At 62.1% G+C, this 11673-nt stretch carries 11 protein-coding genes and 1 pseudogene; all 12 read left to right on the top strand.

The window, feature by feature from the left end; genetic code table 11:
* Positions 1–41 precede the first annotated feature (41 nt).
* Entirely contained in the window at positions 42–248 is a 207-nt protein-coding gene (locus P6U16_RS04415) for a hypothetical protein (protein WP_277702755.1), read from the top strand.
* Positions 249–346: 98 nt separating this feature from the next.
* Entirely contained in the window at positions 347–622 is a 276-nt protein-coding gene (locus tag P6U16_RS04410) for a hypothetical protein (RefSeq protein ID WP_277702754.1), read from the top strand.
* 45 nt (positions 623–667) lie between these two features.
* Positions 668–1354: a response regulator transcription factor gene (locus tag P6U16_RS04405; protein ID WP_277702753.1), complete on the top strand. Its 687-nt coding sequence runs from the start codon at positions 668–670 to the stop codon at positions 1352–1354.
* Positions 1355–1466: 112 nt separating this feature from the next.
* Positions 1467–2855, top strand: a complete 1389-nt coding sequence (locus P6U16_RS04400; protein ID WP_277704001.1) for a sensor histidine kinase — start codon at positions 1467–1469, stop codon at positions 2853–2855.
* Positions 2856–3040: 185 nt separating this feature from the next.
* Complete coding sequence (locus P6U16_RS04395) at positions 3041–3502, top strand: hypothetical protein (RefSeq protein WP_277702752.1); 462 nt, start codon at positions 3041–3043, stop codon at positions 3500–3502.
* 112 nt (positions 3503–3614) lie between these two features.
* A complete protein-coding gene (gene ccmI / locus P6U16_RS04390; protein ID WP_277702751.1) occupies positions 3615–4775 on the top strand; it encodes a c-type cytochrome biogenesis protein CcmI in 1161 nt (386 codons plus the stop codon).
* Positions 4772–5219 (top strand): annotated as a pseudogene (ccmE, locus tag P6U16_RS04385) (cytochrome c maturation protein CcmE). The gene ccmI and the pseudogene ccmE overlap by 4 nt, the downstream one beginning before the upstream one ends.
* Positions 5216–7297 carry a heme lyase CcmF/NrfE family subunit gene (locus P6U16_RS04380; protein ID WP_277702750.1) on the top strand — a complete coding sequence of 694 codons (2082 nt, stop codon included), beginning with the start codon at positions 5216–5218 and terminating at the stop codon, positions 7295–7297. The pseudogene ccmE and the gene P6U16_RS04380 overlap by 4 nt, the downstream one beginning before the upstream one ends.
* Positions 7200–7661 carry a cytochrome c-type biogenesis protein gene (locus P6U16_RS04375; RefSeq protein ID WP_277702749.1) on the top strand — a complete coding sequence of 154 codons (462 nt, stop codon included), beginning with the start codon at positions 7200–7202 and terminating at the stop codon, positions 7659–7661. The genes P6U16_RS04380 and P6U16_RS04375 overlap by 98 nt, the downstream gene beginning before the upstream one ends.
* Positions 7662–7803: 142 nt before the next feature.
* The gene (locus P6U16_RS04370; protein ID WP_277702748.1) at positions 7804–9381 is read left to right on the top strand and encodes a Do family serine endopeptidase; all 1578 of its coding nucleotides are present in this window, start codon (positions 7804–7806) and stop codon (positions 9379–9381) included.
* 153 nt (positions 9382–9534) lie between these two features.
* Positions 9535–10251 (top strand): response regulator transcription factor, encoded by a 717-nt coding sequence (locus P6U16_RS04365; RefSeq protein ID WP_277702747.1) that lies wholly within the window; start codon positions 9535–9537, stop codon positions 10249–10251.
* Positions 10248–11657 (top strand): ATP-binding protein, encoded by a 1410-nt coding sequence (locus P6U16_RS04360; protein WP_277702746.1) that lies wholly within the window; start codon positions 10248–10250, stop codon positions 11655–11657. Before P6U16_RS04365 ends, P6U16_RS04360 begins: the two co-directional genes overlap by 4 nt.
* Positions 11658–11673 lie beyond the last annotated feature (16 nt).

Here is an 11673-nt window from a genome sequence, read left to right as displayed (position 1 = left end):
GCCGTCGAAAGAACGAATAAGATTCACACCAGGAGACCGACATGAGCGAAATAAAAAACTGGTATTTTTCGAAGACGGTTTGGGGCGCTGCGATTGCAATTGTTGCATCCTGTGCCAATCTCTTCGGATGGGAGATCAGTGCTGGCGACCAGCATGATCTGACGGAAAAATTCACGGTCATTGCGGCTGCTGCAGGCGGTATTCTTGCGATATGGGGCCGTGTTTCGGCCAGCAAACGATTGCGGTAATCTGCCGCGACATGCCGCCCTGGCTGACATTCATTTGCCATTCAGACTGGATCGGCTATTGATTTCATCCAGATACTTCCCAGGTTGAAAGTTCTTTCATGTCCTCACCCTTGATCATAGCAACGCTTGCAGCGGGCCTCACCGGATTCGCGCCGCCAGCGTTTGATGTGTCATCGATGGTTGTCGCTGATGTGTCATCGATGGTTGTCGCTGTGGATGGCGATTGTGGCCAGGCGGCGGCGCAGGTGGTGGCCGAGACCGGCGGGGAACTCCTGTCGGCTCAGCCGACGAGCGATGGCAAATGCGTCGTCACCGTGCTGATACCGGGCAATGGCGGACGGCCGAAAAAGGTAACCGTGCGGGTTCCGATGTAGGGCAACGGCAAGGCCGGCAACGAGACCAAGGGAGATCGGACTTTCATGCGCATTCTGGTGGTCGAAGACGACGTCAATCTCAACCGGCAGCTGACCGATACACTGAAGGAAGCCGGCTACGTCGTGGATCAGGCGTTCGACGGCGAGGAAGGGCATTATCTCGGCGAAAGCGAACCCTATGACGCGGTGATTCTCGATATCGGCCTGCCGGAAATGGATGGCATTACAGTTCTGGAAAAATGGCGCGGGGTCGGCAAGGTCATGCCGGTGCTGATCCTGACGGCGCGCGATCGCTGGAGCGACAAGGTGTCCGGCATCGATGCCGGTGCCGACGACTATGTGACGAAGCCGTTCCACGTCGAGGAAGTGCTGGCCCGCATCCGGGCACTGATCCGCCGCGCGGCCGGTCATGCCAGCTCGGAAATCGTCTGCGGGCCGGTGCGCCTCGATACCAAGGGATCGAAGGCGCTTGTCGACGGGGTCGCGCTGAAGTTGACCTCGCACGAGTTCCGGCTGCTTTCCTACCTGATGCACCACATGGGGCAGGTGGTGTCGCGGACCGAGCTGGTCGAGCATATGTACGATCAGGATTTCGACCGGGATTCCAATACGATCGAGGTCTTCGTCGGCCGGCTGCGCAAGAAGATCGGCAATGACCTGATCGAGACTGTCCGCGGTCTCGGTTATCGGATGCAGGCGCCGGGTGCTGCCGGCGCGACAGCGAAATCCTAGCCCGCATGCAGGGATCGGCGGGTACGACTTTTACGGGCTGGATCGCAGATGGTAGCTTCTACCGCCTGATCGCCTGTCCGAAGCCTGCCATCGGCGGTTGCCGCCGATGAGCGTGCGACCGCAATCCCTGACCGCACGCGTTCTTCTCGTCTCGACCATATGGGCGGTTCTGGCGCTAGTCGTTATCGGCGTGGTGATCTCGACGCTTTACCGACAGGGATCAGAGCGCGGTTTCCAGGACCTACTGCGTGCGCAGCTCTACAATGTCATCAATTCGATTTCGGTGAACGACACAACGGTGCTTGCGGGTAGCCCGCAGCTGGGGGATCTCCGGTTTTCGCAGCCGCAGACCGGCTGGTACTGGATCGTAGAACCGATCGGCGAGTTCAATACGCCGCCGCTGATGTCGACGTCGCTCGGGTCCGGAAAATTGCCGATCGCCAGCGTCGACGAGGTCCCTTTCGACATCCGCTACGAGCGGTTCTATACGACGGCCGATTCTTTCGGCAATCTGGTCGAAGTCGCCGAGACGGAAGTGGTTCTCGACATTCAGGGCCATACGGCGCGATTTCGCGTGGCCGGCAACCGGGATGTGCTCGAGGCTGATATCAATGACTTCAACCGCAATCTCTATATCGCTCTTGCCATTTTCGGCCTTGGTGGCCTCGGCATGAACGCGCTGGCAATTCTGTTTGGTCTGCGGCCGCTTGACCAGGCACGCCGGTCTCTGGAAAAGGTCCGCGGCGGCGAAAGCGAGCGGCTGGATGGCGAGTTTCCGCGCGAGATCCAGCCCTTAGCAAGCGAAGTCAACGCCTTGATCGACAGCAACCGGCGCATCATCGAGCGGGCGCGCATGCAGGTCGGAAATCTGGCGCATTCTCTGAAAACGCCGATCGCCGTACTTTTGAACGAATCCCGCGTGCTGGAGGCGCCGCATGGCGATCTCGTGAAGGCGCAGGCCGATGCGATGCAGATGCAGGTGCAGTCCTATCTGAACCGTGCCCGGATCGCGGCGCAGCGCGAATCGGTGCTGGCACGCACAGAGGTCGAGCCGGTGCTGGAGCGACTGGTGCGGGTGATGCGCCGCCTGCATAGCGACAAGACCTTCGTGCTTTCCGTCTCGCCACCCGGACTGGTGCTGGCGATGGAGCAGCAGGACGTGGAAGAGACCATCGGCAATCTCCTGGACAATGCGGCGCGTTATGCAGCCTCCCATGTGTTTTTGACCGCGCATGCCGCGGCGGAGGGAACGCAGGGGCGCGATCCCGGCCGCCGGCAGTGGATCACGCTGGAGGTGGAGGATGACGGGCCGGGGCTGGAGCCGGAGCAGATCGCGGTCGCGATCAAACGCGGCAAGCGGCTGGACGAAAGCAAGCCCGGAACAGGCCTCGGGCTTTCGATTGTCAGCGAAATTGCAGGGGAATACCAGGGCACGCTGGGTCTGTCGCGCGGCGAAAGAGGTGGTTTGAAGGCCATGCTCGTGCTGCCTGCGGTTTCTTGATGCGGCGGGCGTGTCTTTTTTGACAGGGTGCGCCGCAAAATCACAGTTGCCGCCCGGTTTGTAACGGCTTCTGTTGCCTGTGACGGCGTGGAATGCAAAAAGATAGTCGGCCATGGAATCGACGCGGCAGGTCCGCTACCGGATGTACGGCCGAAACGAAGCTGCGAAAGCTGGATCGCTTGACGATGATGAAGACGACGCCTGCCAAGATTGGCTCCCCCATCCGGATCGCGGTTTTGATCGTTTCCGGCGCAGCTCTGCTGTCCGGATGTGGTTCGGCATCGGGTCAGAGGACGCTGGGCGGCAGCATGATCGGCTCCGCACAGAAGCCAAATGGCTCTGCGCCCCTGATTGCTGCGCTGGGTGGCGGCGTGATCGGACGGGATGCCGGGCTTGCGATCAGCAAGGCCGATCGGCAGCGGGCGCTGGAGGCGGAATACCGGGCTCTGGAAGCAGCGCCTGGCGGCCAGCCGGTTGCCTGGGAAGGGTCCGACGTCAGCGGGTCCGTCGTTGCGGCCGCGCCTTACCAGGTCGGATCACAGAATTGCCGGCAATACAGCCATACGGTGACGATCAAGGGACAGCAGACGGTGGCGCGCGGCGCCGCCTGCCGCAATGCGGATGGCAGCTGGACGCCGCTCAACTGAATAACGACACGCGCTGATCCGTTCCAAGGCTGTTGCGGCGAAACGCCTCAAATCTTCGGCATTACCGGTTTTCGAGTTGGAATGCGGCGTGCCGCATAGTAATTGAGCAAACATGCTGTTCTGGATCCTTGTTGCTATCCTGACGGCGGCCGTCGCCGTCGTTCTGCTGTTGCCGCTGCTGCGTGCCAATGCACGCGCCGAGGCTCCCCGAAGCCATGACGTCGAAGTCTATCGCGACCAGCTGGACGAGCTGACGCGTGACGAGAAAGCCGGGTTGATTTCCGGCGACGACGCCGAGTTCGCGCGCGCCGAGGTTGCCCGTCGCCTGCTGGCGGCGAGCGATGCGGTGAAAACGTCTAAGAGCCAGTCGGGATCGGTGCGTGCCAACCGGTTGGCACAGCTCTGCGTCATCATCGTGCTGCCGGCGCTTGGGCTCTGTCTTTACTTGACGACCGGCAGCCCGGATGTGCCGGATGCGCCGCTATCGGCTCGTCTTGCCAACCCCGGCGACGATGCCAATATCCTGATTGCACAGGCCGAGCAGAAACTTGCGAAAAATCCGGAGGATGGAGCCGGATGGGAACTTCTGGCACCGATCTATTATCGCACCGGCCGGATCGAGGATGCAGCGGTTGCGTTCGACCGGGCCATCCGGCTGCTGGGCCCGAGCCCCGCCCGGCTCGGCGGATATGCCGAAAGCCTGATTGCTCTCTCCGGCGGGTTGATCACAACCGAAGCGCAGACGGCCTTGCAGAAGTCGCTGGTGCTTGAGCCGAACGATCCGCGTGCCGAATTCTACCTGGCGCTGGCGCTGAAGCAGGAAGGCAAGAAGGCTGAGGCACTGGCCGCTTTCAATAAGCTTGTTGCGCAATCTCCGAAGGATGCGCCCTGGCTGCCGCTCGTTAATGACCATATCGCCAGTTTGAAAAATGATCCGACGACGGCAGATGCCGGCACGAAGGCCAATGAGGCTGCGCCCGGAAATCCGACATCCGACGATATTGCCGCTGCCGAGACCATGTCCACCGGCGATCGGCGGGCGATGATCCAGGGCATGGTCGATAGCCTGTCCGGCAAACTCAAGGAAAATCCGGCCAATTTCGAAGGCTGGATGCGGTTGGTGCGCTCCTACGCGGTGCTGGACCAGAAGGACAAGGCCGCCGACGCACTGAAACAGGGACTTGCAGCCTTTCCGGCTAGTGGGCCTGAGGGCAAGCAATTGCTGGCCCTGGCCGGCGAACTGGGCCTGAAGCCTTTGGAGGAAAGCCGATGACCCGCAAGCAAAAGCGTTTGGCGATCATCGGCGGGGGTGAGCTTTCTGCTTGCCGCCGTGCTTCTGGTGATGTTCGCGTTCAGCCAGGCGGTGGCCTATTTCTACATGCCTGCCGATCTGCAGAAAACCCAGATACCACCGGAAACGCGCATCCGCCTTGGCGGGCTTGTCGGCGAGGGATCGGTCAAGCGCGGCCAGGGGTCCACGGTCAATTTCACGGTGACGGATAAGATCGGGACGGTCAACGTGACCTATACGGGCATCCTGCCCGACCTGTTTCGCGAGGGGCAGGGGGTCGTGACCGAAGGCAAGTTCGTGGCCGGGAACCCGGATTTTGTTGCCGACACGGTGCTGGCGAAGCATGATGAGAACTACATGCCGAAGGATGTTGCCGACCGGCTGAAGGAACAGGGCGTCTGGCAGGGCGAGGAAGCGGCCAAATGATCATCGAGCTTGGACATTATGCCCTGGTGCTTGCCTTGGCGACGTCGATCCTGCAATCGCTCCTGCCCGTTTTCGGTGCCTTTCGCGGCGACCGCTCGTTGATGCAGGTCGGCACGACGGCGGCGCTGGCGACGTTCGGCCTGGTTGCTGTGTCTTTCTCCGTCTTGACTTACGCCCATGTCACCTCCGACTTCTCGGTGCAGAATGTCTGGGAAAACTCGCATTCGCTGATCCCGCTGATCTACAAATATTCCGGCGTCTGGGGCAATCACGAAGGGTCGATGCTGCTCTGGCTTTTGATCCTGGCGTTCTTCTCGGCACTGGTGGCAAGCTTCGGCAGCAACCTGCCGGAAACGCTGAAGGCGAACGTGCTGGCGGTTCAGGCCTGGATCGCGACGGCTTTCACGCTGTTTGTTCTTCTGACTTCCAATCCCTTCGCACGGCTCGTGCCGGCGCCGGGTGAGGGCAAGGACCTCAACCCGGTCCTGCAGGATATCGGGCTCGCAATCCATCCGCCGCTGCTCTATCTCGGCTATGTCGGCTTTTCCGTCTGTTTTTCCTTTGCCGTTGCAGCCCTGATCGAAGGGCGCATCGATGCCGCCTGGGCGCGCTGGGTCCGGCCCTGGGCGCTGGCGGCGTGGACCTGCCTGACGGCCGGCATTTCCATGGGATCCTACTGGGCCTATTATGAGCTTGGCTGGGGCGGCTGGTGGTTCTGGGATCCGGTCGAAAACGCATCCTTCATGCCCTGGCTCGCCGGTACGGCGCTTCTTCATTCGGCCCTTGTCATGGAGAAACGCGAGGCGCTGAAGATCTGGACCGTGCTTCTGGCGATCATGACCTTCTCGCTGTCGTTGCTGGGCACCTTCCTCGTCCGCTCCGGCGTCCTGACTTCGGTGCATGCCTTTGCGACCGATCCGACACGCGGGGTCTTCATCCTTGTCATCCTGATCTTCTTCATCGGCGGTGCGCTGTCGCTCTTTGCCTTGAGGGCGACCCGCCTGAAGGCTGGCGGCTTGTTTGCGCCGATTTCGCGCGAAGGTGCATTGGTCTTCAACAACCTGATTCTGACGACGGCTGCGGCCACGGTCCTGACGGGCACGCTCTATCCGCTGGTGCTCGAGGCCTTGACGGGATCGAAGATTTCCGTCGGTGCGCCCTTTTTCAATATGACCTTCGGACTGCTGATGCTGCCTTTGCTGCTGGCGGTGCCGTTCGGGCCGTTGCTTGCCTGGAAGCGCGGTGATCTGCTGGGGGCTGGGCAGCGCCTGTTCGCGGCGGTGGGCGTGGGTCTCGCGACCGGCGGCATCGTCTACTACATCGAGCATGGCGGACCGATCCTGGCGCTGTTCGGTCTCGCGCTCGGCGTCTACGTGTTCGCCGGCTCGCTGACGGACCTTGCCCTGCGCGCGGGTGTCGGAAAGGTTGCGGCCTCCGTTGCGCTGCGGCGTTTCAAAGGACTGCCGCGCTCGGCTTTCGGGACAGCGCTCGCCCATATGGGGCTCGGCGTGACGATGATCGGTATCGTCGCCGTCACTGCCTTTGAAACCGAGCATGTGGTGGAGATGAAGCCGGGCATGACCACAGAGGCCGGCGGCTATACGCTCCGCTTCGACGGTATGCGCCAGGGCAATGGGCCCAACTATACCGAGGAATCCGGACACTTTACAGTCACCAGCGGCGGCGTCAATGTGACGGAGATGTGGTCTTCCAAACGCATGTATACCGCCCGGCGCATGCCGACGACGGAGGCCGGTATCCGCAGCTTCGGGGCAAGCCAGCTCTATGTTTCGCTGGGCGACGCGATGGCGGATGGCGGTGTGGTCGTGCGCATCTGGTGGAAGCCCTACATTCTCTGCATCTGGGGCGGCACGCTGTTCATGATCCTGGGAGGCATGGTGTCCCTCAGCGACCGGCGTCTGCGGGTAGGCGCCCCGTCGCGGGCAAAAAGCAGAAGAAGTTCGCGCTGGAGCCGGCAGAATGATCCGCCCCGTGCTCCTGGTGCTGCTGCTCTTGTTTTCGGCGGCGCCGGCGTTTGCCGTCAATCCGGACGAGGTCATGGCCGACCCCGCGCTTGAGGCGCGGGCACGGGCGCTTTCGGCACAATTGCGCTGCATGGTCTGCCAGAACCAGTCGATCGACGATTCCAATGCCGAGCTTGCCAAGGATCTGCGCGTGCTGGTGCGTGAACGGATCAAGGACGGCGACAGCGACGAGGCCGTGATCGACTACGTCGTCTCGCGCTATGGCGAGTTCGTGCTGCTGAATCCCCGTTTCGAAATGAAGACCCTGTTGTTGTGGGGCGCGCCGTTCGTATTGCTTTTGGCCGGCGTTACGGCAATGGCCGTTGCAGCAAGGCGCCGGAACGGGAGGGTGACGGGAACGGCGCTGTCTGCAGACGAGCGTGCGCGGCTGGCGCAGGTGTTGCGCGATAGTGAGTAGCGGGTAGGGCTTGCCACTACCCGCTTCCCAACATTACCAATTGTTCATGTCGCGGACACAAGTCCGTAAGGTGCGTTCGACTATTGCTTTCCCATCGGCTGTTCCTCCAGCGCAGCCAGACATGAGAGAAAAGGCAAATCGGATGTTCAAGAATCAATCACTGCGTCCTTCCCTGAAGACCGTTCTGAAAACCACGACCGTCGCGGGCCTCGCGGCTGTCATGCTGTCCACCGGCATTCCGGCTGCCGTGACGAATTCCTTTGCCGCCGCCGTGAAGATCGAGGCGCCGCAGGTTCCCAGTTTCGCCAATGTCGTTGATGCCGTTTCCCCCGCGGTTGTTTCCGTGCGTGTCCAGTCGCGCGCCAATCCGGTTTCCGACGATGCCAGCAATGGCTTCAGCTTCGATTTCGGTGGCCGTGGCTTCGACGAACTGCCGGATGATCACCCGCTGAAGCGCTTCTTCAAGGAATTTGGCGGGCCGAATGGTCCTGATGGCGACAAGCGTGCCGAGCGGGGCCACGGGCCGCACGGAGGCAAGCGCGGCGAAGGCCGCCTGCACCCGACATCGCAGGGTTCCGGCTTCTTTATCTCGGAAGACGGTTACCTCGTCACAAACAATCACGTTGTCTCCGACGGCTCGGCATTCACGGTGATCCTAAACGACGGTACCGAACTGGACGCCAAGCTGATCGGCAAGGACAGCCGCACCGATCTGGCCGTGCTGAAGGTCGAGGACAAGCGCAAGTTCACCTATGTCAGCTTTGCCGATGACAGCAAGGTTCGCGTCGGCGACTGGGTGGTTGCGGTCGGCAACCCGTTCGGCCTCGGTGGCACGGTGACCTCTGGCATCGTCTCGGCCCGTGGCCGCGACATTGGCTCAGGTCCGTATGACGACTACCTGCAGGTTGACGCGGCGGTGAACCGCGGCAATTCCGGCGGCCCGACCTTCAACCTCAACGGCGAAGTGGTCGGCATCAACACCGCGATCTTCTCGCCCTCCGGCGGCAATGTCGGCATCGCCTTTGCCATTCCGGCTTCAGTCGCCAAGGGCGTCGTCGAAGACCTGATGAAGGACGGTGAGGTTTCGCGCGGCTGGCTCGGCGTGCAGATCCAGCCGGTCGACAAGGATGTGGCCGAATCGCTTGGCCTTGCCGAAGCAGGTGGTGCGCTGGTCGTCCAGCCGCAGGCCGGTTCACCGGGCGAAAAGGCGGGCATCAAGAAGGGTGACGTGGTGACGGCGGTCAATGGTGACCTCATCAAGGGACCGCGCGAACTGGCCCGCATGATCGCCGATATGCGCCCTGGCAGCACGGCCGAGGTCACACTGTGGCGCGACGGCAAGGCCGAAACGGTCAAGCTCGAGATAGGCACCCTGCCGGAAGATACCAAGGAAGCTTCGGCCGGTACGGACCAGTCGCAGCCCGAGGAAACGCAGCCATCCAGCGAAAAGGCACTGGCTGACCTCGGCGTCACCGTTTCGCCTGCCGAAGACGGCACCGGCGTGACGATTTCCTCGGTTGATCCGGACTCTGACGCCAGCGACCGCGGCGTCAAGGAAGGCGAGAAGATCGTTTCGGTCAACAATCAGGAGGTAAAGTCCGCGGACGACATCCTGAAGGTGCTCGACAGCGCCCGCAAGGACGGCCGGACCAAGGCGCTGTTCCAGATCGAAGCCGAACAGGGCAGCCGCTTCGTGGCGCTGCCGATCAACCAGGGCTGATCGCGGTCCTGACTGATGACTGACAGGAACGCCGCGAAATCCTCTGGTTTCGCGGCGTTCCGCATTCGGCAGCTCGATGCACCCGACCGATAAGGGGTGTTTCGCCGAGTGTTCCCAAGGCAAACCGGTTGTGGAAGGCAGGGGTACCGGATTATGGTCACGCGCATGAAGATTCTGATTATCGAAGACGATCTGGAGGCCGCCGCCTATCTGGCAAAAGCGTTTCGCGAGGCCGGTATCGTGTCCGACCACGCCAGTGACGGCGAAAGCGGCCTGTTCATGGCCAGCGAGAATAGCTACGACGTGCTGGTGATCGATCGCATGCTGCCGCGTCGCGACGGGCTTTCTGTCATCACCGAACTGCGGCGCAAGGCCATCCACACGCCGGTGCTCATTCTCTCCGCGCTGGGACAGGTGGACGACCGCGTGACCGGCCTTCGGGCCGGTGGCGACGACTACCTGCCGAAGCCCTATGCCTTCAACGAGCTTCTTGCGCGTGTCGAGGTTCTCGGGCGCCGCAAGGGCGCGCCGGAGCAGGACATGGCCTACCGGGTCGGCGATCTCGAGCTTGACCGGCTCTCCCATTCGGTTCGCCGCCAGGGCAAGGAAATCCCGCTGCAGCCGCGTGAGTTCCGGCTGCTGGAATATCTCATGAAGAATGCCGGCCAGGTCGTGACCCGGACCATGCTGCTTGAAAATGTCTGGGACTACCACTTCGACCCGCAGACCAACGTCATCGACGTGCATGTCTCGCGGCTGCGCTCGAAGATCGAAAAGGACTACGACCAGCCGCTTCTGCGGACGGTGCGCGGTGCCGGCTACATGATCAAGGACGAGGCGGCCAAGGGGGACGGGCGTCCCGATCCATGAGCAGGTTGCGCGTGCTTTTCCGAACGACCGCGGTGCGTCTTTCGGCGCTTTACCTCATCCTGTTTTCCATCTGCGCAGCCTTCCTCGTCTTCTATGTCACGGGCATGTCGCAGCGGCTGCTGGAGCAGCAGACCAAGGAGGCTGTCGTCGCCGAGGTGACGCAGATCGAGGCGATCTACAACCGCGCCGGCGTCAACGGCCTGCTGCGCACGCTCGAGCGCCGCGCGCGCCAGCCCGGCGCCAATCTCTATGTGATCGCCGGGCCGACCGGAGAAATCCTCGCCGGCAATGTCGCCTCGCTGCAGCCGGGGCTTCTCGACAAGGAGGGGTGGACCGAGCAGGCCTTCCGCTATCAGCGATACACGGACGAAAGCCGCAGGGAGGGGCATGTCGCGCTCGCCCATGTCTTCATTCTGTCCAACGGTTTGCGCGTGCTCGTCGGCCGCGACCTGCAGGAGCCCGAAAAATTCCGGGTGCTGGTGCGTCAGGCGCTGGTTGTAGCGCTCGGCATCATGGGGTTGGGTGCGTTGGTCATATGGTTCGCGATCGGCCGCAACGCGCTCAAGCGCATGGATCGGATGTCGGAGGCAAGCACGAAGATCATGGCTGGCGATCTTTCGCAGCGCCTGCCGATGAGCGGCTCCGGCGACGAGTTTGACCGCCTGTCGGAATCGCTGAACGCCATGCTGGGCCGGATCGAGAAGCTGAACGAGGGGTTGCGGCAGGTCTCCGACAACATCGCCCATGACCTGAAGACGCCGCTGACACGTCTGCGCAACAAGGCGGAGGCGGCCCTTGCCCACAAGGCGACAAATGCCGGCTATCGCTCCTCGCTAGAGGAAATCATTGGCGAATCGGACCAACTGATCCGCACCTTCAATGCGCTCCTGATGATTTCCCGCGTCGAGGCGGGCGCTGCCGCGGCCGAGATGAGCGATGTCGATCTTTCGCGCAGCGTTGAGGATTGCGTCGAGCTTTATGAGCCGGTTGCGGAGGACGAGGCCTTGAGGATCGAGGCCGAGGTGCCGGCGGGCATCCATATCAGCGGCAACCGTGAACTGATCGGTCAGGCACTTGGCAACCTCATCGACAATGCCATCAAATATGCGCAGGGAGCGGACAATCCGCTGATCCGTGTCAGGGTCGAGCGACGCGACCAGTCCGTGGTTGTCTCGGTAGCGGATCACGGGCCGGGCGTACCCTCGGCGCGGCGGGAGGATGTAGTTCAGCGTTTCGTGCGGCTCGACGAAAGCCGCAGCAAACCCGGAACCGGACTTGGCCTTTCGCTGGTCGAGGCCGTGATGGAGATGCACCACGGCACGCTGGAACTCACCGACACGGATGCAGTCGCCGAAAACAATCGTGGTTTGACCGCCAGCATGGTTTTCCCCGTCGTCATCGGCTGATAGACCTGTCTTGCCG

This window comes from Rhizobium sp. 32-5/1, assembly GCF_029537235.1.
Classification (GTDB): Bacteria; Pseudomonadota; Alphaproteobacteria; order Rhizobiales; family Rhizobiaceae; genus Pararhizobium.
Note: the sequence above shows the minus strand (reverse complement) of the source record. Positions and strands in the feature narration are given on the sequence as shown.

What these genes read in the sequence shown, in the direction of transcription:
- P6U16_RS04415 (WP_277702755.1), top strand. Translation starts at nt 42, where the DNA reads ATGAGCGAAATAAAAAACTGGTATTTTTCGAAGACGGTTTGGGGCGCT.
- P6U16_RS04410 (WP_277702754.1), top strand. Translation starts at nt 347, where the DNA reads ATGTCCTCACCCTTGATCATAGCAACGCTTGCAGCGGGCCTCACCGGA.
- P6U16_RS04405 (WP_277702753.1), top strand. Translation starts at nt 668, where the DNA reads ATGCGCATTCTGGTGGTCGAAGACGACGTCAATCTCAACCGGCAGCTG.
- P6U16_RS04395 (WP_277702752.1), top strand. Translation starts at nt 3,041, where the DNA reads ATGATGAAGACGACGCCTGCCAAGATTGGCTCCCCCATCCGGATCGCG.
- ccmI (WP_277702751.1), top strand. Translation starts at nt 3,615, where the DNA reads ATGCTGTTCTGGATCCTTGTTGCTATCCTGACGGCGGCCGTCGCCGTC.
- P6U16_RS04380 (WP_277702750.1), top strand. Translation starts at nt 5,216, where the DNA reads ATGATCATCGAGCTTGGACATTATGCCCTGGTGCTTGCCTTGGCGACG.
- P6U16_RS04375 (WP_277702749.1), top strand. Translation starts at nt 7,200, where the DNA reads ATGATCCGCCCCGTGCTCCTGGTGCTGCTGCTCTTGTTTTCGGCGGCG.
- P6U16_RS04370 (WP_277702748.1), top strand. Translation starts at nt 7,804, where the DNA reads ATGTTCAAGAATCAATCACTGCGTCCTTCCCTGAAGACCGTTCTGAAA.
- P6U16_RS04365 (WP_277702747.1), top strand. Translation starts at nt 9,535, where the DNA reads ATGGTCACGCGCATGAAGATTCTGATTATCGAAGACGATCTGGAGGCC.
- P6U16_RS04360 (WP_277702746.1), top strand. Translation starts at nt 10,248, where the DNA reads ATGAGCAGGTTGCGCGTGCTTTTCCGAACGACCGCGGTGCGTCTTTCG.